This window comes from Alloalcanivorax sp. C16-2 (assembly GCF_046507615.1).
GTDB classification, from domain to species: Bacteria; Pseudomonadota; Gammaproteobacteria; order Pseudomonadales; family Alcanivoracaceae; genus Alloalcanivorax; species Alloalcanivorax marinus_A.
The window spans coordinates 314372-334708 of sequence record NZ_JBKFTL010000001.1; the positions used below are offsets into that span (position 1 = coordinate 314372).

Below are 20337 nucleotides of genomic sequence, written 5' to 3' on the forward strand. Positions count from 1 at the left end.
CTCCCTATTTCGGCAGCTTGATCCCGACCAGAATCGCGCGGCCCTTTTCCACCGTGCGCGCGCGCAATTTCAGCCCGCTCAGCCGGATGGTGTCGCCCACCACCACCTGCTGGCCGAAGTGACGCTCGAACAGGGCTTCCACGGTCAGCCCTTCCAGGGCCGGGTCCGCCTCTTCCATGCCGTACACCGCCACCAACTGGTCCACGGGGACGCTACCGCGCAGGAAGAACTCGCCGTAGTAGCGTTTTTCGTCCTTGGACAGGCGGTGACACATGTCCGAGAGGTAATCCTTCTCCGCCAGGGGCGCCAGCCAGGTGACCAGGTCGCCGGCCTGGATCACCGGGTCCTCGGCCAGGTTGCGGAATTCCTGGTTGCGGATGATCAGTAGCGGCGTGATACGCGGCGTGGTGATCGCGCCCAGGCGCTGGCCCTCCGCCTTGGCGCCGGCATCCACCTCGAACTGCATGACGTAGCGATCGCCGGAGGCCGCCAGGGGCACCATCTGTTTCGGCGGGGTGGTGGTCGGCACCGACACCTTCAGGCGGCGCGCCATCCAGCGCAGGCTGCCACCCTGGGTGAGCAGGGAAATCAGTACCACCACCAGGGTGATGTCGAACAGCAATCGGGTCTGGCTGACTCCGGCCAGCAACGGGAACACCGCGAGCACGATGGGCACCGCGCCACGCAGCCCGGTCCAGGCGATGAACAGCTCCTCGCGCCAGGTGAAGCGGAACGGCAGCAGGCTGGCCCAGACCGCGATGGGACGCGCCACCAGCATCAGGAACACCGCCACCAGCAGGGCATCCACCAGGCTTTTGCCCAGCTCCGACGGGGTGACCAGCAGCCCCAGCATCAGGAACATGCCGGACTGCGCCAGCCAGGCCATGGAATCCATGGAGCGCAGCACGTTGTCGCCGGTGCCGCCGCGCCGGTTGCCGGCCACCAGGCCGGCCAGGTAAATGGCCAGGAAGCCGCTGCCGCCGGCCAGGTTGGTGGTGGCGAACACCATGGCGCCGCCACTGCACAGCAGCAGGGCATGGAGCCCTTCGTTACTGCGCACCCGCAGCAGAATCTCGCTGAGCAGGGCGCCCAGGGTCAGGCCCATGAGCACGCCCAAGCCGAACTGCTGCACCAGGGTGATCAGCATCTGCCAGCCGAAGCCGATCTCCGGGTTCACCAGCACACCCACCAGCATCAGGGTGATGAAGATCGCCATCGGGTCGTTGAGGCCGGACTCGATCTCCAGGGTGCTGGCGACCCGCTCATTGAGCGTGACGCCGGCGCCCTTGACCACATTGAACACCGCCGCCGCGTCGGTGGAGCCGATGATGCCGCCGAGCAGCAGGCCCAGGCGCCAGTCCACGCCGATTAGCCAGGTGGCGAAGGCGCCCACCAGACCGGCGGACAGGGCCACCCCCAGGGTGGCCAGGCTCAACGCCGGCTTCAGGCCCAGACGGAAGGTGCTCAAGCGGGTACGCAGGCCGCCGTCCAGCAGGATCACCGCCAACGCGATGTTGCTGACCACATAGGCCAGGGAAAAATCATCGAACTGAATACCACCCAGTCCATCCTCGCCGGCGACCATGCCCACCACCAGGAACACCAGCAGCGAGGGTACGCCGAAACGGGCGCTCAGCGTGCCCAGCAACAGGCCGATGAACATCAGACCGGTGCCGACGAGGAGAAAGACGTTCAGTGATTCCAAATGCACTCCCGGAATATCAGGCAGAGAAAAGACCGCTTTCTATTATATAGGAAGACGGCCCGGCTCTCAGTGACACGCTACCGGTTCGTGGCGACACGGTTCCTGAAGGCGCGGCAAAGGGCGTCAGGAGCGGCTTCAGCCGCGATCATCGCCCGGTTATCGCGGCTGAAGCCGCTCCTGACGCGATGAGCCTTTAAATTAGGCGTGTTCGGATTATACTAGCGCGCCCGATCTGATCATATTTTAAACGCGCGCCCGGCGTGCGGAGAGAGCATCCCCATGGAATACCCCCATCGATTCGGCGTCATCGTGATTGGCGGCGGCCATGCCGGCACCGAGGCGGCCCTGGCGGCGGCCCGCATGGGCGTGGACACGGTGCTGCTCACCCACAACATCGAGACGCTCGGGCAGATGAGTTGCAACCCGGCCATCGGTGGCATCGGCAAGAGCCACCTGGTGCGCGAGATCGACGCCCTGGGCGGCGCCATGGCCCGCGCCACCGACCGGGGCGGCATCCAGTTCCGGGTGCTCAACGCCCGCAAGGGGCCGGCGGTGCGCGCCACCCGCGCCCAGGCCGACCGGGTGCGCTACAAGGCGGCGATCCGGGGCATCCTGGAAAACCAGCCCCACCTGACCCTGTTCCAGCAGGCGGTGGATGATCTGATCGTGGAAAACGGTCGCTGCGTGGGCGCGGTCACCAATATGGGGCTGCGTTTCCGCGCCGACGCCGTGGTGCTCACCGCCGGCACCTTCCTGGGCGGCGTCATCCACGTGGGGCTGGACAACCACCAGGGCGGCCGCGCCGGGGATCAGCCCTCCAACGCCCTGGCCCGGCGCCTGCGCGAGCTGCCGTTCCGGGTTGACCGCCTGAAGACCGGCACGCCGCCGCGCATCGACGGCAAGACCGTGGATTTCTCGGTAATGGAACAGCAGTGGGGCGATGACCCGCTGCCGGTAATGAGCTACCTGGGTCGGGTGGAGGAGCACCCCCGCCAGACCTGCTGCTTTATTACCCACACCAATGAGCGTACCCACGACATCATCCGCGCCGGCTTTGACCGCAGCCCCATGTTCACCGGCGTTATCGAAGGCACGGGGCCCCGTTATTGCCCGTCCATCGAGGATAAGGTCAACCGCTACCCGGAAAAGACCAGCCACCAGATCTTCGTCGAGCCGGAAGGGCTCGATACCCACGAACTGTACCCCAACGGTATTTCCACCAGTTTGCCGTTCGATGTGCAGATGGAGGCGGTGCGCTCCATCCGTGGCTTCGAGAACGCCCACATCACCCGGCCCGGCTACGCCATTGAGTACGACTACTTCAACCCCCAGGACCTCAAGCACAGCCTGGAGACCAAGCACATGCCCGGGCTGTTCTTCGCCGGCCAGATCAACGGCACCACCGGCTACGAGGAAGCCGGCGCCCAGGGGTTGCTGGCGGGCCTGAACGCGGCGCGCCTGAGCCAGGAACAGGACGCCTGGACGCCGCGCCGGGACGAGGCCTACATCGGTGTGCTGGTGGATGATCTGATCACCATGGGCACCCGCGAACCCTACCGGATGTTCACCAGCCGGGCGGAATACCGCCTGCTGCTACGCGAGGACAACGCCGATCTGCGCCTCACCGAACGGGGCCGTGAGCTGGGTCTGGTGGACGATGAGCGCTGGGCCGCCTATTGCGCCAAGCGTGAGGGCATGGAACAGGAGCAGGCGCGTCTCAAGGCGACCTGGGTGCGCCCCGGGACTCCGGAGGCGGAGCGCGTCAACATCCTGCTCGACAAGCCGTTGCCCCATGAATACAACCTCATGGAGCTGCTCAAGCGCCCGGAACTGACCTATCGACCGTTGGCCGAGGCCGCCGGTCTGGTGCCGGCCGCCGACGCGGTGATCGAACAGGTGGAGATCGTCGCCAAATACGCCGGCTATATCGACCGCCAGGAAGCGGAGATCGCCAGGTTGCGCGCCGCCGAGGATCAGCCGCTGCCGGAGGGTTTCGACTACGCGTCGGTCAAGGGCCTGTCCAATGAGGTCAAGCAGAAGCTCACCGAGGTGCGCCCGGCCACCATCGGCCAGGCGGGCAGGATTCCCGGCGTTACCCCGGCGGCGATTTCCCTGTTGCTGATCTTCCTCAAGAAGCACCAGCACCAGACGGCCCGCCAGGCATGAGTGACCGGGACCGCCTGGCCGGCGGCCTGAGTGAACTGGAACTGGCGCTGAACGAGGACCAGGTGACGGCGCTGCTTGCCTACCGGGACCTGCTGGTGAAATGGAACCGTGCCTTCAATCTCACCGCGGTGCGTGACCCGGGCGAGATGATCGCCCGGCATCTGCTCGATTCCCTGGCGGTGCTGCCTCACCTGGGCGACGGTGACACTCTGGATGTGGGCACCGGCGCCGGCCTGCCCGGCATCCCCCTGGCCATCGCCCGCCCGGAGCAGGCCTTCACGCTGCTCGACGGCAATGGCAAGAAGGCGCGTTTCGTGCGCCAGGCCCGGCGTGAGCTGGGCCTGGACAACGTGGAGGTTGTGCACGCCCGCGTGGAACAGTACCGTAAGGCTCCATCACAGATTATCAGCCGCGCCTTCGCCGCCCTGTCCGATATGCTGGCGGTCACGGGGCCCCTGATCGCGCCGGAAACCCGCGTTCTGGCCATGAAGGCGACCGCCGTGGAGCGCGAACTGGCCGAGCTGCCGGTCGGCTGGACCGCGCGCGTGGAACCCCTGGCCGTGCCGGGGCTGGCGGAAACCCGCGTGCTGGTGATCATAAGGAGACCGCAGTGACCACCGTTTTTGCCATTGCCAACCAGAAAGGCGGAGTGGGCAAGACCACCAGCAGCGTCAACCTGGCCGCCTCCCTGGCGGCCACGCGCAAAAAGGTGCTGCTGGTGGACATCGACCCCCAGGGCAACGCCACCAGTGGCGCCGGCGTGGACAAGTACGAGCCGGAATACACCGTCCATGAGGTGCTGATGGGCGACGTGGACGTGGAGCAGGCGCTGGTGGGCACGCCGGAGGACTCCGGTTTCGACCTGATCGCCGCCAACGGCGATCTGACCGCCGCCGAAGTCCAGCTATTGGACATGAAAATGCGCGAGTTCCGCCTGCGCAACGCCCTGGCCAGAATCCGCGACGATTACGATTACATCATCATCGACTGCCCGCCTTCGCTGAACATGCTCACCGTCAACGCGCTCACCGCCGCGGACTCGGTGATCGTGCCGATCCAGTGCGAGTACTACGCGCTGGAGGGGCTCACCTCGCTGATGAACACCATCGAGAAAATCCGTTCGGTGCTGAACCCGAAGCTGCACATCGGCGGCCTGCTGCGCACCATGTACGACCCGCGCAACAGCCTGTCCAATGACGTTTCCAATCAGCTGATCAGCCATTTCGGCGACAAGGTCTACCGCACCATCATCCCGCGCAACGTGCGGCTGGCGGAGGCGCCCAGCCATGGCGCGCCGGTGATCACCTATGATCCCAAATCCCGCGGCGCGGTCAGCTATCTGGCGCTGGCCGGCGAGATTCTGCGTCGTGAACAGGCGATGCGGAAACCCCAGCAGGCATAAGCAAGAACCGACTTGAGTGAGATCCGACTATGGCGGCAAAGCGTAAACGCGGCCTGAGCAAGGGGCTCGATGCCCTGTTGAGCAGCAACGCGGCCTACCAGGAGCACCCCGACGAAGTGACCCTGGAAGACGGCGACCAGCCGTCCGCCGCCCAGGCCGGCCGGCGACCGCCGCGCGACGGCGAGCTGCGCCACCTGCCGGTGGAGTTCATGCAGCGTGGCCGTTACCAGCCGCGCAAGGACATGTCCGCCGACGCCTTGGAAGAGCTGGCGGAGTCGATCCGTGCCCAGGGCGTGATGCAGCCCATCGTGGTGCGCCCGATGGGTGAGGACCGCTACGAGATCATTGCCGGGGAGCGGCGCTGGCGCGCCGCCCAGATGGCGGAACTGGACGTGATTCCCGCCGTCATCCGCGAGGTGCCGGACGAAGCCGCCATCGCCATGGCGCTGATCGAGAACATCCAGCGCGAGAACCTCAATCCCATGGAGGAGGCCCTGGCGCTGTCGCGTCTGAAGGAGGAGTTTGGTCTCACTCACCAGCAGGTGGCCGACGCGGTGGGCAAGTCCCGGGCCATGGTCACCAATCTGTTGCGCCTGATGAGCCTTGAGGCGGACACCAAGAAGCTGCTCGAACACGGCGATCTGGAAATGGGCCACGCCCGGGCGCTGCTGGCGCTGTCCGGCGCCAAGCAGGTGGAGGCGGCTCGCACGGTGGTCGCCAAGGGGTTGTCGGTGCGCCAGACCGAGGCCCTGGTGCGCGAGCTCGAGAAGGAGAAGCCGGCCCGGCCGGCGCCCTCCCGGGAAGACCCCAATGTGCGCCACCTGATCAACGATCTGTCCGACCGCCTCGGTGCTCCGGTGCAGATCCAGCAGGGTAATGGCGGCAAGGGTAAGCTGGTGATCAGCTACAACAACCTGGATGAGCTGGACGGCATCCTCGCCCATATCAAATAGCGTCCCGGCCCACGGGATGGACCTTTTTCCCCGTGCATTAATCAACCCGCTTGACGCAGTGGCCGGGGAGGCGTATCAATACGCCATCGTTCCGACCACAAAAAACGTTCTTTTGTATAGAAAAGAGCGTCTGTTCAAATTTTGCGCTGATTCCGGTCCATTCGGGTCAAACAATCGGCCTGCGCCGGTTGATACCGGTATACCTTCCCCATATACTTCCCGCGCCAAAGATCAGGGGGTACCCGCGACCTTCTCCTGACACACCCCGGTGATGTCAGCAGCGAAACACGGGAGCACGGTGGCCAATTTTGATGAGCGAGCCCGCAGAACCTTGTTCTGGGGGTTGATGCGCGCCCAAATCAGCAGCGCGATTTTGTTCGCCGGTCTGGTTACCGTCTTTGCCGGCTTCAGTCCGGGCCTCGCGGCCGTCTGGGGCGGCATTATCAGCCTGATCGCATACGCCTGGGGTGGCTTCCAAGTGTGGCTGCACCCGGGTAATCGCGCGCCTGAGCGGATGGCGGGCGCCGCCCTGCGGGCCGAGGCCGGCAAGGTGGTGATCATGCTGGCGCTGTTCGGCCTCACCTTCGCCAAGGTGCCGGAGGCGCGCGAACTGACACATGTAGTGGTTCTGTTTCTTGGCTTTCTGCTGGCGCAGATCGCCGGTTGGGTCCAGGTCGCGCGCCTGGACCGGCGCCTGGGAACGGGGCCGGATGGTCAAGACGACTAGACTGGACAGACTGTAGGTATCGATATGGCAGCGAGCTCCGCCAGCGAGTACATCAAGCACCATTTGGGAAACCTCACCTATGGCCAATTGCCCGCCGGTTATGAGCGAAGCTGTCACGGTCACGAGGAAACGCTGAGCGACGCCACCTGGACCTTCGCCTGCAACGCCCAGGAAGCCAGCGACATGGGCTTCGCCGCCATCCACGTGGATTCCATGGCCTGGTCCGGCGGTCTCGGCATCCTGATGTGCCTGCTGTTCTGGCTAATGGCCCGCAAGGCCAGCCCCAACACCCCTTCCGGCATGATGAACTTCGTCGAACTGATCATCGAATTCGTCGACGGCCAGGTTCGCGACTCCTTCCATGGCAAGAGCAAGCTGATCGCCCCGCTTTCCCTGGTGATCTTCTGTTGGGTGTTCGTCATGAACCTCATGGACCTTATTCCGGTGGATGTGGTTCCCATGACGTTCCAGTGGATCATGACCACCTTCTTCGGCTGGAGTGCCCACGAAGCCTATTTCCGCATCGTGCCGACCACCGACCCGAACATCACCCTGTCGATGTCGATCTGTGTGTTCTTCCTGGTGATCTTCTACACCATCAAGGTCAAGGGCGTGGGCGGCTTCCTGGGTGAGCTGAGCTTCAAGCCGTTCGAGGCCGGTAGCACCGTGGGCAAGATCGCTTTGCTGCCGATCAACCTGGTGCTGGAAACCATTTCCCTGCTCGCCAAGCCGGTATCCCTGGGCTTGCGGCTGTTCGGCAACATGTATGCCGGCGAATTCGTATTCATCCTGGTGGCCGGCATGATGGGCACCTGGCAGGCCATCGCGGCCTGGCCCTGGGCGGTGTTCCATATTCTGGTGATCACCCTGCAGGCCTTCATTTTCATGGTGCTGACCATCGTCTACCTGAGCATGGCGGTGGAAGAGCACTAAGCAACGTTTCCTAACTCAACTGAAGCACTTAACGGGAGTGTAAAGATGGAAGATGTAAACCTTCTCGCGGCTGCACTGGTTGCTGGCATGGCGGGCATCGGCGCCGGTATCGGCTTCGGTCTGATGGGCGGTCGGTTCCTGGAATCCGTGGCTCGCCAGCCGGAACTGGGTCCGATGCTGCAAACCCGCATGTTCATCATCGCGGGCCTGCTGGACGCCGTGCCGATTATCGGTATCGCCATCGCCTTCCTGCTGATTTTCCTGTAAGACGCGATTCAACCGAGCCCCGGTTCAGGGAAATCTACGTAATGCTGAGGTGTTGGCATGAACATTAATGCGACACTAATTGGCCAGGCCATCTGGTTCGCTCTGTTTGTCGCCTTCTGCATGAAGTTCGTCTGGCCGCCCATTTCCCGGGCCCTGGATGAGCGCAAGCAGAAGATCGCCGAAGGTTTGAGCGCCGCTGATCGCGCGGAGCGCGATCTGGAGCTGGCACAGGAAAAGGCGTCAGCCAATCTCAAGGACGCGAAGGACAAGGCCGCCGAGATCATCGAGCAGGCCAACAAGCGCGCCAACCAGATCGTCGAGGAAGCCAAGGATCAGGCCCGCGTCGAGGGCGAGCGTCTGATCGCCAAGGCCCAGTCCGAGATCGATCAGGAAATCAACCGCGCCCGTGAGGAGCTGCGTAAAGAGGTGTCCGCTCTGGCTTTGAGTGGCGCCGAACAAGTGCTGGCCCGCGAAGTAAATCGCGACAGTCACAAGCAGCTGCTCGACGACCTGGCGGCTCAACTCTGAGTGATAGGGATGGCACCCCATGGCTGAATTGACCACCATCGCACGCCCCTACGCCAAGGCCGCGTTTCTGTTCGCCAAGGAACAGAACGGTCTGGCGGAGTGGGAACAGATGCTGGGCCTGGCGGCGGCAGTGGCGCGGGACGCCGACATGCGCGCCTATCTGGACCAGCCCGAGCTGGACCGTGCCCAGCAGGCCGAGGCGTTCATCGAGGTCTGCGGCGACGAGCTCAACGAAGGCGCCCGTAACTTCATCACTCAGTTGGCGGCCAACAAGCGTCTGGCGCTGTTGCCCACCGTCCGGGTGTTGTTTCACGAGCTGCTGGCCGCGGATCAGCGCATCACCGATGTGGAACTGATCGCCGCGTTCGAGCTGGATGACGCCGAAACCGAGAAGCTGGTGGCGGCGCTCAAGCAGCGCCTGGGCCAGGAGGTGCAGGTGTCCACCGGCGTGGATGAGTCACTCATTGGTGGCGTGCTTGTGCGAGCCGGCGACACCGTAATTGATGGCAGTGTGCGAGGCCGACTCGATCGTCTGGCAGAGCAACTGAACTCTTGAGTTTGAGGGATTAGAGATGCAGCAACTCAACCCGTCCGAAATCAGCGAGATTATCAAGTCGCGCATCGCGAAACTTGATACCTCCACCGAGGCACGGAACGAAGGTACGGTGGTATCCGTATCCGATGGTATCGTGCGCATTCATGGTCTGGCCGACGTGATGTTCGGCGAGATGATCGAGTTTGAGGGCGGCATCTACGGCATGGCCCTCAACCTGGAGCAGGACTCCGTCGGCGCCGTGGTACTGGGTGATTACCTGGGCCTGGCCGAAGGCCAGAAGGTGAAGTGCACCGGCCGCATTCTGGAAGTGCCGGTGGGCCCCGAGCTGCTCGGTCGCGTGGTCGACGCCCTGGGCAACCCGGTGGATGGCAAGGGCCCGGTCAACGCCGCCGTCACCGACGCGGTGGAAAAAGTGGCCCCGGGCGTGATCTGGCGCCGTGAGGTGAACGAGCCGGTACAAACCGGTCTCAAGTCCATCGACGCCATGACCCCGATCGGCCGCGGCCAGCGTGAGCTGATCATTGGTGACCGTCAGATCGGTAAGACCGCCGTCGCCGTGGATACCATCATTAACCAGAAAGACTCTGGTATTAAGTGTATCTACGTGGCCATTGGTCAGAAACAGTCCACCATCGCCGGCGTGGTACGCAAGCTCGAAGAGCACGGCGCCATGGACAACACCATCATCGTCGCCGCTTCCGCCTCCGATCCCGCTTCCATGCAGTTCCTGGCTCCGTTCGCCGGTTGCGCCATGGGCGAATACTTCCGCGATCGCGGTGAAGACGCGCTGATCGTTTACGATGACCTCACCAAGCAGGCCTGGGCCTACCGCCAGATCTCCCTGCTGCTGCGCCGCCCGCCGGGCCGCGAAGCTTACCCCGGTGACGTGTTCTACCTGCACTCCCGTCTGCTGGAGCGCGCCGCCAAGGTAAACGAGGAATTCGTCGAGAACTTCACCAATGGCGAAGTGAAAGGCAAAACCGGTTCCCTGACCGCACTGCCGATCATCGAGACCCAGGCCGGTGACGTTTCCGCCTTCGTACCGACCAACGTGATCTCCATTACCGACGGTCAGATCTTCCTGGAAACCAGCCTGTTCAACTCCGGCATCCGCCCGGCGATGAACGCCGGTGTCTCGGTATCCCGGGTAGGTGGCGCGGCCCAGACCAAGATCATCAAGAAGCTTGGTGGCGGTATTCGTCTGGCACTGGCCCAGTACCGGGAGCTGGCGGCGTTCGCCCAGTTCGCTTCCGACCTGGACGAAGCCACCCGCGAACAGCTCGAGCACGGCCAGGCCGTCACCGAACTGATGAAGCAAAAGCAGTACAGCCCGATGTCCGTGGCGGAAATGGGCGTGGTGCTCTACGCCGCCAACAACGGCTACCTGAAAGGCATCGAGATCGAGAAGATCGGTTCCTTCGAGGCGTCACTGCTGGATTACATGAACAGCGAACAGAAAGCGTTGATGGAAAAAATCAACGAAAAGGGTGACTACAACGACGAGATCGAGGCCGGCATCAAGGAGGCCATCGAGCAGTTCAAGGCCACCCAAACCTGGTAATTCGCTGAGAAAGGATCAGTCCTATGGCTAGCGGTAAAGAGATCAAGGGCAAGATCGCCAGCGTCCAGAGCACGAAGAAGATCACCCGTGCGATGGAAATGGTGGCGGCCAGCAAGATGCGCAAGGCGCAGGAGCGCATGGAGGCCAGCAAGCCTTACGCGACCCGCATGCGCCAGGTGGTGGCCCATCTTGCCAACGCTGATCTGGAATACCGGCACATCTACCTGCAGGAACGGGACGTCAAGAACGTCGGCTACATCGTCGTCACCTCCGACCGGGGGCTGGCCGGCGGCCTGAACGTGAACCTGCTGAAAAGCGTGGTGAAGGATGCCCGTGAGTGGGAAGAAAAGGGCGCCAAGGTCCAGCACTGCGTGGTGGGCTCCAAGGGGCTGGCCTTTTTCAGAAGTGTCGGCGGCAAGGTCGAGGCCTCGGTCAGCGGCCTCGGCGACGCGCCTTACCTGAGCGACCTGATCGGGTCCATCAAGGTGATGCTGGACGCCTACGAGAACGGTGAGATCGACCGGCTGTACATCGTGTACAACGAGTTCGTGAACACCATGACGCAGAAGCCCAAAACCATCCGCCTGCTGCCGTTGGAGCCAGGCGCGGACGAGGAGCTCAAGCGTCACTGGGATTACATCTACGAACCGGCGCCCAAGGAGCTGCTCGACGAGTTGCTGGTGCGCTTCATCGAATCCCAGGTCTATCAGGGCGTGGTTGAGAACAATGCCTGCGAACAGGCCGCGCGGATGGTGGCGATGAAGGCCGCCAGCGACAACGCCGGCGAGATCATCAACGATCTCCAACTGGTGTACAACAAGGCGCGCCAGGCTGCCATTACGCAGGAAATTTCCGAAATCGTTGGTGGTGCCGCCGCTGTATAAGGGTGTGCGAAAACAAGCGGCGAGAAACGCAAGTTAAGAGGATGCAAGCATGAGTAGCGGTCGTATTGTTCAGATCATCGGTGCTGTGATCGACGTCGAATTCCCGCGCGAGTCCGTGCCCAAGGTGTATGACGCACTCACCGTGGACGGTACCGAAACCACCCTGGAAGTTCAGCAGCAGCTGGGTGACGGCGTGGTGCGCACCATCGCCATGGGCTCCACCGAAGGCCTGAAGCGGGGCCTGGACGTGACCGACACCGGCGAGCCGATTCAGGTGCCGGTGGGCACCAAGACCCTGGGCCGGATCATGGACGTGCTGGGTCGCCCGATCGACGAAGCCGGCCCCATCGGTGAAGACGAGCGCATGGCCATCCACCGTGAAGCGCCCTCTTACGCGGATCAGGCAGCCACCAACGAACTGCTTGAAACCGGCATCAAGGTGATCGACCTGGTGTGTCCTTTCGCCAAAGGCGGTAAGGTCGGCCTGTTCGGCGGCGCCGGCGTGGGCAAGACCGTGAACATGATGGAGCTGATCCGGAACATCGCCATCGAGCACTCCGGCTTCTCCGTGTTCGCCGGCGTGGGTGAGCGTACCCGTGAGGGTAACGACTTCTACCACGAGATGAAGGACTCCAACGTACTGGATAAGGTGTCCCTGGTTTACGGTCAGATGAACGAGCCGCCGGGTAACCGTCTGCGCGTGGCGCTGACCGGTCTGACCATGGCCGAGAAGTTCCGGGACGAAGGCCGCGACGTGCTGTTCTTCGTGGACAACATCTACCGTTACACCCTGGCCGGTACCGAAGTATCCGCGCTGCTCGGCCGGATGCCGTCGGCGGTGGGTTACCAGCCGACCCTGGCGGAAGAGATGGGCGTCCTGCAGGAGCGGATCACCTCCACCAAGACCGGCTCCATTACCTCCGTACAGGCGGTATACGTACCCGCGGATGACTTGACCGACCCGTCCCCGGCGACCACCTTCGCCCACCTGGACGCCACCGTGGTACTGAGCCGGGACATCGCCTCCAAGGGTATCTACCCGGCGATCGACCCGCTGGATTCCACCTCCCGCCAGCTCGATCCGCTGGTGATTGGCCAGGAGCACTATGAAGCGGCTCGCGGCGTGCAAACCGTGCTGCAGCGCTACAAGGAGCTCAAGGACATCATCGCGATCCTGGGCATGGACGAACTCTCCGAGGACGACAAGACCACCGTCTCCCGGGCTCGGAAAATCGAGCGTTTCCTGTCCCAGCCGTTCTTCGTGGCGGAAGTGTTCACCGGCTCACCGGGCAAATATGTATCGCTGAAGGAGACGATCCGTTCCTTCCAGGGTATCCTGAACGGTGACTACGACCACATCCCCGAGCAGGACTTCTACATGAAGGGCTCCATCGACGAAGTTGTAGAGGCTTACAACCAACGCGGTGACAAGTAACCTGCACGGGGAGGAACCCAAATGGCGATGACCGTGCATTGCGACATTGTTAGTGCCGAAAGACAGTTGTTCTCAGGCCTGGTGGAAATGGTAGTGGCCGCCGGCGTGGAAGGTGACCTGGGCGTGATGCCCGGTCACGCTCCGCTGCTGACCCGCCTCAAGCCCGGCCCGGTGCGTGTGAAAACGCAGAACGGCGAAGAGCAGGTGTTCTACGTCTCCGGCGGCTTCCTGGAAGTGCAGCCGAAACTGGTCACCGTGCTGGCGGACACCGCCGAGCGCGCCCAGGACATGGACGAAGCGGACGCCGAGCGCGCCAAGCAGCACGCCAAGGATGCCCTGGAAGGCAAGAACGCGGAGATGGACTACACCCGCGCCGCCGCCGCGCTGGCCGAGGCGACCGCCCGGTTGCGCACCATCGAGCAGATCAAGAAAATGGCCAAGCGGTAATACGCGAGCGGCCGGCAAGGTTACGAAGAAGGGTGGCTACGGGCCGCCCTTTTTTGTAGCCGCCACAGCGGACAACGGAACTCAAAGGAACGGAGTATGAGTTTAGCGGTTGTGATTCTTGCCGCGGGCAAGGGAACCCGCATGAAATCCGAGCTTCCCAAGGTGCTGCATCCGATCGCCGGGCGGCCCATGGTGCAGCATGTGGTCGACGCCGCCGGCGCGCTATCGCCGGCCAACACGGTGATTGTCCATGGCCACGGTGGAGACCGGGTTCGCGAGGCGGTTTCCGGCGAGCGTCTGCAATGGGCGGAGCAGGCCGAGCAGCTCGGCACCGGCCATGCCGTGGCCCAGGCGCTGCCCCACCTCAATGAGGATGTGGTGCTGGTGCTTTATGGTGACGTGCCGCTGATTCAGCCGGAGACCCTGCGTCGCTTCGTGGATCGCGTCAACGACCACAGCCTGGCGCTGATGACCCTGGAACTGGACGATCCGTCCGGCTACGGCCGGGTGGTGCGTGACGGCGACGACCGGGTGACCCGCATCGTCGAGCAAAAGGATGCCAGCGACGATGAAAAGCGCATCCGCGAAATCAACACCGGCATCCTCGCCTGCACCCGCCGCTTCCTCAACGACAGCCTGCCCCGGCTTTCCAACAGCAACGCCCAGGGTGAGTACTATCTCACCGACCTGATCGCCATGGCGGTGGATTCCGGCATGGAGATCGTGGTGGACCAGCCGGACCACGCCTGGGAAGTGGACGGCGTCAACGATCGGGTGCAACTGGCGCGCCTGGAACGGGTCTACCAGGGTGTGCGTGCCGAGGCGCTGATGCGCGCCGGCGTCACCGTGCTCGACCCGGCCCGCCTTGATATTCGTGGCGAGGCGGAGGTCTCCAGCGACGTGACGCTGGATGTGAACGTGATTCTGGAAGGGCGGGTGTCCATCGGACCGGGTACGCGCGTGGGCGCGCACTGCGTGATCCGCGACGCGGTGCTTGGCGCCGGCGTGGTGGTGGAACCCCATTCCGTGATTGACGGCGCCACTGTGGGCGATCACTGCCAGGTGGGCCCGTTTGCTCGCCTGCGCCCAGGCACCGAGCTGGCCGGTGGCGCCAAGATTGGCAACTTCGTGGAAACCAAGAAAGCCGTCATCGGGGAAGGTTCCAAGGTCAACCATCTGACCTACATCGGCGACAGTCGCATCGGCAAAGGCGTCAATGTGGGCGCCGGCACCATCACTTGCAACTACGACGGCGTCAACAAGTTCCAGACCGTGCTCAAGGACGGTGTCTTCGTCGGTTCCAACAGTTCCCTGGTGGCGCCGGTGACGGTGGGCGAAAATGCCACCGTGGGTGCCGGCAGCGTGATCACCAAGGACGTGCCCGACAACGGGCTGGCGGTGGCGCGGGGCCAGCAGCGCAACATTGAAAACTGGCCGCGCCCCACCAAGAAATAGGGTTTCGGCGGAACGAAAGGAAAGGTTCATGTGTGGAATCGTCGGCGCCATTGCCCAGCGTAATGTCACCAATATTCTGATTACCGGTCTCAAACGGCTGGAATACCGTGGCTACGACAGTGCCGGCGTGGCGTTGGTCAATGCCAACGGCCTGCAACGGGTGCGCCGCCAGGGCAAGGTGGCCGCCCTCGAGGAGGCGGTACACGCGCAAAACAGCGCCGGCTTTCTGGGGATCGCCCATACCCGCTGGGCCACTCATGGCCGCCCCTCGGAGGCGAACGCCCATCCGCACCTGTCCGGTGATGGCCTGGCGGTGGTGCACAACGGCATCATCGAGAATTTCCAGGAACTCAAGGACGAGCTGGAAGCCGAGGGCTACCGGTTCCAGTCACAAACCGACACCGAGGTGATCGCCCACCTGGTGCACCGTACTCTGGAAGAAACCGGCGGCGACCTCCTGCGGGCGGTGCAGAAGGCGGTGAAACAATTGCAGGGTGCCTATGCGCTGGGCGTGATTGACCAACGCGAGCCGGACCGCCTGGTGGCGGTGCGTTCCGGTTCGCCACTGGTGGTGGGCCTGGGCATCGACGAGAACTACGTGGCTTCCGATCAACTGGCCCTGCTGCCGGTGACCAACCGCTTCATCTTCCTGGAAGAAGGGGATCTGGTGGAGTTGACCGTCGACCGGGTCGCCATCGTCGATGTGGACGGCACCCCGGTGGAACGGGAGGTGCACGAATTCGACGGCGCCCACGAGGACGTGGAGAAAGGCGAATACCGGCACTTCATGCAGAAGGAGATCTTCGAGCAGCCGGCGGCCATTCAACGCACTCTGCAGGATCGCATCGAATCACCGGACGCGGTCAGCGCCGCTTTCGGCGAACGGGCGGAAGCTATTTTCGACCGGGTCAAGACGGTGCAGATCGTTGCCTGCGGCACCAGCTACCACGCCGGCATGGTGGCGCGGTACTGGCTGGAAGCCATGGCCGGCCTGCCCTGCCAGGTGGAGGTAGCCAGCGAGTTCCGCTACCGCCAGCATGTGGTACCGGAAGGTACCCTGTTCGTGACCATTTCCCAGAGCGGCGAAACCGCCGACACCCTGGCCGCCCTGCGCGACACCAACTCGGACAACTACGTGGGCCGGCTGGCGATCTGCAATGTGGACGGCTCTTCCCTGGTGCGCGAGTCCGAGCTCACCTTCCTGACCAAGGCCGGCCCGGAAATCGGTGTCGCTTCCACCAAGGCGTTCACCACCCAGCTGGCCGGTTTGATGATGCTGGTACTGGCGCTCGGCCGCCGCCATGGTTTGAGCGATGAACGCATCGGCGAGATTCTGGACGAGCTGCGCCAGCTGCCCAATCTGATCGAACAGGCCGCCGCCCTGGACAAGCCCATCGAGGCGCTGTCCCGGGCTTTCGTGGAGAAGCATCACACCCTGTTCCTGGGCCGTGGCGTACAGTTCCCGGTGGCCATGGAGGGGGCGCTCAAGCTCAAGGAGATCTCCTACATCCATGCCGAAGCCTACCCGGCCGGTGAACTGAAACACGGCCCCCTGGCTCTGGTGGACAAGGAAATGCCGGTGGTGGCGGTGGCACCCAACGATGAGCTTCTGGAAAAGCTCAAGTCCAACCTCCAGGAAGTACGCGCCCGTGGCGGCGAGCTCTATCTGTTCGCCGACAAGCACGCCCGGGTGTCCGACGGCGAGGGCATTCACGTGCTTCACCTGCCGGCGGTGCCGGAAAGCATCGCGCCGATCGTCTACACCGTGCCCCTGCAGCTGCTCAGCTACCACGTGGCGGTGCTGCGCGGCACCGACGTGGACCAGCCCCGCAACCTGGCCAAATCGGTGACCGTGGAGTAATCGTTTTCGTTGTTTTCGTGGCCGTGATTTGCCGGCGGCGCCATCCGGGCTAAGATGATTTCTGACCCGGCCCGGGCCCTGAACAGGAAGGGAACGATATGGCGATCATGAAGGAATTCCGCGAATTCGCGGTGCGCGGTCTCAACCGCATGAAACGCAAGGAAGAGCAAGCGGCGCCGGTGGCCACGCCGCCCACCCCGGAGATCCCGGAAGACATCATCCTGCTTCGAGAAATTCGCGACAGCCTGAAGCCCAAAGCATGAGTGACCGCGCCGACCGGGAAGGCGCCGACGCGCCCACGTCGCGGGTTCGCCAATCCCGGTTCTGCCTGTTGCCCGACAGCGAGGAAGCCTTCGCCCTGCGGGCCGCCACCGCGCGGCTGGCGGAAAAGACCCTGGACCTTCAATACTATATCTGGGACGACGACACCATCGGCAAGCTGCTGGTGCACCGTGCCCTTGAGGCGGCACGACGCGGCGTGCGCGTGCGCTTGCTGCTGGACCACGCCAACCAGCTCGGGCGCGACGTCAAATGGGCGGCCCTCAACGCCCACCCCAAGGTGGAGATCCGCCTGTTCAATCCGTTCCGGGGCCGCTACAAGCACATTATTCAGTGGCTCTATCACGCCCCGCGCCTCAACCACCGCATGCACAACAAGGCCTGGATCGCCGATGGTGAACACGCCATCGTCGGTGGCCGCAACATCTCCGAGCATTATTTCGGGGTGCACCCGGACGCCAACTTTCGCGATCTGGATATGTATGCCCGGGGCCCGATCGTCGAGGAAACCCGAGCCGCCTTCGATAGCTACTGGAACAGCGACGTCACCGTGCACCTGCGACAGCTCAAGCATCGCTCGGAGGCGGACGCTGACCGGCTCTGGGACGAGCTGCAGGCGTGGCGCCGTGACCTGGACGGGTTTCCGTATCATTACGAACAGGATCTTGAGCGTTCCCAGGCGGTGGTGGCGGCCGCCGACGAGCGCCAGATCCAGGCCCCGGCGGCACTATTGTTCGACCCGCCGGACAAGGCCAAAGGCGCCACCCAGCGTTTGATGGGCGATCAACTGGCAAGGTTGCTCAGCCGGCGCTCACTGCGCGAAATCCTGATCGAAGCGGGCTATTTCATCCCCGGCGACGACTTCGTCGCCACCCTGGCCGACCTGCACCGTCGCGGCGCCCGCATCGGGCTGCTCACCAACAGCCTGGCCACCAACGATGTGATTGCCGCCCACGCCGCCTACGCGCATTATCGGCGCGCCCTGGTGGAGGCCGGTGTCGAAGTCCATGAGCTGCAGCCCAATGCGCGTACCGGCCGCCATCTTGCACGCCTGAAGCCGGGGCACTCAAAGTCGGCGCTGCACACCAAGGCCATGGTGCTGGACCGCCGCGAGCTGTTCGTGGGTTCATTCAATCTGGACCCGCGCTCGGCCAACCTGAACACGGAGATGGGCTACTACGTGAATTCCGAGGCGCTGGCGGCCCGGGTGGCGGCGTTCGTGGAGGAAGGCATGGCGCCGCAGAACAGCTATCGGGTGAGCCTGGACGAGCGCCGGCGCCTGGTGTGGGGCGCCGGTGATGCCCGGGGGCCGGTGCAATCACACCGGGAACCCCAGGTCACCAAGGCACGCTGGCTGGCGTCGCGTTTCTTCGGCCTGCTGCCGATCGAAAGGCTGCTGTAGTGTGAACGGGCCCTGCTAGTCCCGGGTGGCCTGTTCGCGATCCTTCCAGTAGGGGTCGCGCAGTTCGCGCTTGAGGATTTTGCCGATGGTACTGCGCGGCAGCTCATCGCGGCGCTCCAGCCCGGACAGGCGCTGGCCCTTGCCGAGGCGTTCGTTGGCCCACTCGAGGATTGTCTCCAGGTCGGTATCGGCCTCTTCGGCCAGTACCACCAGCCCCAGTGGTGTTTCTCCCCACTGCTCGCTGGGAATGGCGATCACCGCCGCGTCGGCCACCGCCTCGTGCTTGAGCAGCACCCGCTCCAGATCCTCCGCGTAAATATTGAAGCCCCCGGAGATGATCATGTCCTTGCGGCGGTCCAGCACCGACAGGAAGCCGTCCTCGTCCAGGCGCCCCATGTCACCGGTGCGGTAGAACACCTCGCCGTCCGGGCTGGTCCACAGCAGCTCATTGGTCTTGCCTTCGCGTTTGTAGTAACCGCGCATCATGGCACCGCTGCGGCCGACGATCTCGCCAATTTCACCGGCCGGCACTTCCTTGAGGTCCTCGTCGATGATGCGCAGCTCGCAGCCCGGGCTGGCCTTGCCCACGGTATCCCATTTGGTGGGGTTCTCGGCGCAGTTCAGGGTGGTGGTGACACCGCCCTCGGTGAGGCCGTAAAACTCGATGATGTTGCCCGGCCAACGCTTCATGGCGTCGGTGATCACATGGCCACGCAGCGGCGCGCTGGTGGAGAACTTCATCTTGAAGCTGCTCAGGTCGAAGCGGTCGAAGTCCGGCTCAGCCAGGATGCGCTGGTACTGCACCGGAACCAGCATGGCGTGGGTGGCGCGATATTCCTCGGCCAGCTCCAGGAAACGATGGGCATTGAACTTGGCCATGCTGACGATGGTGCCGCCGCCGAACAGGGTGGGCAGCACCGCCACCAGGGTGGTGTTGGAGTACAGTGGCGTCGACACCAGGGTCACCGCGCTCTGGTCATAGCCCAGAGCATGGCCGCGTTCCACGTGACGGGCACGCAGTCGGTGATCATGGAGAATACCCTTGGGCACGCCGGTGGTGCCGGAGCTGTAGATGATGTTGAACGGATCGTTCAGGGACGGCGTATGGTCCGGGGCCCCGGCGCCGGCGTCGCCCAGCCACTCCTCGAAGCCCAGCCAGCCCCGCCCCTGGAAATCCAGCGCCACGCGCTGGGCCGGGTCCACGTTGTGCAGGCTGTCCAACAGCGGTTCGATCAAGGTCCGGTGCTTGTCGGAAACGAACAGGAAACGGGCGTCGCAGTCGTTGATCATCAGCGCCAGGGTTTCGCCGGCGGCCATGCCGGACAGCGGCACCATGCAGCCGCCAGCGGTGAGGGTGCCCATGAACAGCGTCAGGTAACGGGCGCTGTTCTCGGACAGGCCGGCCACGGTGTCGCCCCTGCTCAGGCCCGCCGCGCGCAGCCGGTTGGCGACCCGGTTGACGCCGTCGACGAACTCCCGCCAGGTCAGCGTGCCGGTCTCGTCGTGGACCGCCGGATGGTCCGGCTGCCGGTCCGCCAGTTCCTGCAACCGTTGAGGGATGGAGACGAAATCATCTTCCGGCAGGGAGGGGGCGTATACCGGCATGGCATCACTGATAGAGGTCATCGAACTCTCCCGAAGGCCGGTGGCGCGGGGCCTCTGGCCGTCAATTGTGGAATTTTGTTTTAAATTAGGCCGTCGAGCATACTATTGGGTATGTCCTCGCTCAATACCGCCAGGTGACAAAACCGTTAGCCGGATCGACCAATGGCTAAT

Annotated in this window: 19 protein-coding genes; 17 read left to right on the plus strand and 2 right to left on the minus strand. The window is 63.8% G+C overall.

Annotated elements, in window-relative coordinates:
* Window positions 1–4: 4 nt before the first annotated feature.
* Window positions 5–1711: a potassium/proton antiporter gene (locus tag ACLD02_RS01460; protein ID WP_410297757.1), complete on the minus strand. Its 1707-nt coding sequence runs from the start codon at window positions 1709–1711 to the stop codon at window positions 5–7.
* A 273-nt stretch (window positions 1712–1984) separates the two neighbouring features.
* On the opposite strand from ACLD02_RS01460, the gene mnmG reads away from it, so the two are divergent.
* The 17 genes from mnmG to ACLD02_RS01545 all read left to right on the plus strand — a co-directional run bounded on the left by mnmG (window position 1985) and on the right by ACLD02_RS01545 (window position 18561).
* On the plus strand, window positions 1985–3871 hold the full coding sequence (gene mnmG / locus ACLD02_RS01465; protein WP_203104153.1) for a tRNA uridine-5-carboxymethylaminomethyl(34) synthesis enzyme MnmG: 1887 nt from the start codon (window positions 1985–1987) through the stop codon (window positions 3869–3871).
* Window positions 3868–4485 carry a 16S rRNA (guanine(527)-N(7))-methyltransferase RsmG gene (gene rsmG / locus ACLD02_RS01470; RefSeq protein ID WP_203104151.1) on the plus strand — a complete coding sequence of 206 codons (618 nt, stop codon included), beginning with the start codon at window positions 3868–3870 and terminating at the stop codon, window positions 4483–4485. The genes mnmG and rsmG overlap by 4 nt, the downstream gene beginning before the upstream one ends.
* On the plus strand, window positions 4482–5273 hold the full coding sequence (locus ACLD02_RS01475) for an AAA family ATPase (RefSeq protein WP_203104150.1): 792 nt from the start codon (window positions 4482–4484) through the stop codon (window positions 5271–5273). Before rsmG ends, ACLD02_RS01475 begins: the two co-directional genes overlap by 4 nt.
* Before the next feature lie 29 nt (window positions 5274–5302).
* Window positions 5303–6226 carry a ParB/RepB/Spo0J family partition protein gene (locus tag ACLD02_RS01480; RefSeq protein ID WP_203104148.1) on the plus strand — a complete coding sequence of 308 codons (924 nt, stop codon included), beginning with the start codon at window positions 5303–5305 and terminating at the stop codon, window positions 6224–6226.
* A gap of 298 nt (window positions 6227–6524) precedes the next feature.
* Entirely contained in the window at window positions 6525–6953 is a 429-nt protein-coding gene (locus ACLD02_RS01485; protein WP_338015206.1) for a hypothetical protein, read from the plus strand.
* 24 nt (window positions 6954–6977) lie between these two features.
* Window positions 6978–7886, plus strand: coding sequence for a F0F1 ATP synthase subunit A (atpB, locus tag ACLD02_RS01490; protein WP_203104146.1), 909 nt, complete (start codon window positions 6978–6980; stop codon window positions 7884–7886).
* Window positions 7887–7931: 45 nt separating this feature from the next.
* The gene (atpE, locus tag ACLD02_RS01495; RefSeq protein ID WP_138773561.1) at window positions 7932–8153 is read left to right on the plus strand and encodes a F0F1 ATP synthase subunit C; all 222 of its coding nucleotides are present in this window, start codon (window positions 7932–7934) and stop codon (window positions 8151–8153) included.
* A 57-nt stretch (window positions 8154–8210) separates the two neighbouring features.
* Entirely contained in the window at window positions 8211–8681 is a 471-nt protein-coding gene (locus tag ACLD02_RS01500) for a F0F1 ATP synthase subunit B (RefSeq protein WP_203104144.1), read from the plus strand.
* A 19-nt stretch (window positions 8682–8700) separates the two neighbouring features.
* The gene (locus ACLD02_RS01505) at window positions 8701–9237 is read left to right on the plus strand and encodes a F0F1 ATP synthase subunit delta (RefSeq protein WP_203104142.1); all 537 of its coding nucleotides are present in this window, start codon (window positions 8701–8703) and stop codon (window positions 9235–9237) included.
* Between the two features lie 16 nt (window positions 9238–9253).
* The gene (gene atpA / locus ACLD02_RS01510) at window positions 9254–10798 is read left to right on the plus strand and encodes a F0F1 ATP synthase subunit alpha (protein ID WP_203104139.1); all 1545 of its coding nucleotides are present in this window, start codon (window positions 9254–9256) and stop codon (window positions 10796–10798) included.
* Between the two features lie 23 nt (window positions 10799–10821).
* Entirely contained in the window at window positions 10822–11682 is an 861-nt protein-coding gene (atpG, locus tag ACLD02_RS01515) for a F0F1 ATP synthase subunit gamma (protein ID WP_203104137.1), read from the plus strand.
* Window positions 11683–11731: 49 nt separating this feature from the next.
* Window positions 11732–13117 carry a F0F1 ATP synthase subunit beta gene (atpD, locus tag ACLD02_RS01520; RefSeq protein ID WP_203104135.1) on the plus strand — a complete coding sequence of 462 codons (1386 nt, stop codon included), beginning with the start codon at window positions 11732–11734 and terminating at the stop codon, window positions 13115–13117.
* A 21-nt stretch (window positions 13118–13138) separates the two neighbouring features.
* Complete coding sequence (locus ACLD02_RS01525) at window positions 13139–13564, plus strand: F0F1 ATP synthase subunit epsilon (protein WP_203104133.1); 426 nt, start codon at window positions 13139–13141, stop codon at window positions 13562–13564.
* 96 nt (window positions 13565–13660) lie between these two features.
* Entirely contained in the window at window positions 13661–15019 is a 1359-nt protein-coding gene (gene glmU, locus ACLD02_RS01530) for a bifunctional UDP-N-acetylglucosamine diphosphorylase/glucosamine-1-phosphate N-acetyltransferase GlmU (protein WP_203104131.1), read from the plus strand.
* Window positions 15020–15047: 28 nt separating this feature from the next.
* The gene (glmS, locus tag ACLD02_RS01535; protein ID WP_203104129.1) at window positions 15048–16880 is read left to right on the plus strand and encodes a glutamine--fructose-6-phosphate transaminase (isomerizing); all 1833 of its coding nucleotides are present in this window, start codon (window positions 15048–15050) and stop codon (window positions 16878–16880) included.
* A 98-nt stretch (window positions 16881–16978) separates the two neighbouring features.
* Window positions 16979–17143 (plus strand): hypothetical protein, encoded by a 165-nt coding sequence (locus tag ACLD02_RS01540; RefSeq protein ID WP_410297758.1) that lies wholly within the window; start codon window positions 16979–16981, stop codon window positions 17141–17143.
* The gene (locus ACLD02_RS01545) at window positions 17140–18561 is read left to right on the plus strand and encodes a phospholipase D family protein (protein WP_410297759.1); all 1422 of its coding nucleotides are present in this window, start codon (window positions 17140–17142) and stop codon (window positions 18559–18561) included. Before ACLD02_RS01540 ends, ACLD02_RS01545 begins: the two co-directional genes overlap by 4 nt.
* 15 nt (window positions 18562–18576) lie before the next feature.
* Here the strand turns inward: ACLD02_RS01545 and ACLD02_RS01550 are convergent, their stop codons facing one another.
* Window positions 18577–20187 (minus strand): class I adenylate-forming enzyme family protein, encoded by a 1611-nt coding sequence (locus ACLD02_RS01550; protein ID WP_410297760.1) that lies wholly within the window; start codon window positions 20185–20187, stop codon window positions 18577–18579.
* Window positions 20188–20337 lie beyond the last annotated feature (150 nt).

Excerpts from the sequence above, each read along its gene's own strand:
- mnmG (WP_203104153.1), top strand. The coding sequence starts at position 1,985 with ATGGAATACCCCCATCGATTCGGCGTCATCGTGATTGGCGGCGGCCAT.
- rsmG (WP_203104151.1), top strand. The coding sequence starts at position 3,868 with ATGAGTGACCGGGACCGCCTGGCCGGCGGCCTGAGTGAACTGGAACTG.
- ACLD02_RS01480 (WP_203104148.1), top strand. The coding sequence starts at position 5,303 with ATGGCGGCAAAGCGTAAACGCGGCCTGAGCAAGGGGCTCGATGCCCTG.
- atpB (WP_203104146.1), top strand. The coding sequence starts at position 6,978 with ATGGCAGCGAGCTCCGCCAGCGAGTACATCAAGCACCATTTGGGAAAC.
- atpE (WP_138773561.1), top strand. The coding sequence starts at position 7,932 with ATGGAAGATGTAAACCTTCTCGCGGCTGCACTGGTTGCTGGCATGGCG.
- ACLD02_RS01500 (WP_203104144.1), top strand. The coding sequence starts at position 8,211 with ATGAACATTAATGCGACACTAATTGGCCAGGCCATCTGGTTCGCTCTG.
- ACLD02_RS01505 (WP_203104142.1), top strand. The coding sequence starts at position 8,701 with ATGGCTGAATTGACCACCATCGCACGCCCCTACGCCAAGGCCGCGTTT.
- atpA (WP_203104139.1), top strand. The coding sequence starts at position 9,254 with ATGCAGCAACTCAACCCGTCCGAAATCAGCGAGATTATCAAGTCGCGC.
- atpG (WP_203104137.1), top strand. The coding sequence starts at position 10,822 with ATGGCTAGCGGTAAAGAGATCAAGGGCAAGATCGCCAGCGTCCAGAGC.
- atpD (WP_203104135.1), top strand. The coding sequence starts at position 11,732 with ATGAGTAGCGGTCGTATTGTTCAGATCATCGGTGCTGTGATCGACGTC.
- ACLD02_RS01525 (WP_203104133.1), top strand. The coding sequence starts at position 13,139 with ATGGCGATGACCGTGCATTGCGACATTGTTAGTGCCGAAAGACAGTTG.
- glmU (WP_203104131.1), top strand. The coding sequence starts at position 13,661 with ATGAGTTTAGCGGTTGTGATTCTTGCCGCGGGCAAGGGAACCCGCATG.
- glmS (WP_203104129.1), top strand. The coding sequence starts at position 15,048 with ATGTGTGGAATCGTCGGCGCCATTGCCCAGCGTAATGTCACCAATATT.
- ACLD02_RS01540 (WP_410297758.1), top strand. The coding sequence starts at position 16,979 with ATGGCGATCATGAAGGAATTCCGCGAATTCGCGGTGCGCGGTCTCAAC.
- ACLD02_RS01545 (WP_410297759.1), top strand. The coding sequence starts at position 17,140 with ATGAGTGACCGCGCCGACCGGGAAGGCGCCGACGCGCCCACGTCGCGG.
- ACLD02_RS01550 (WP_410297760.1), bottom strand. The coding sequence starts at position 20,187 with ATGACCTCTATCAGTGATGCCATGCCGGTATACGCCCCCTCCCTGCCG.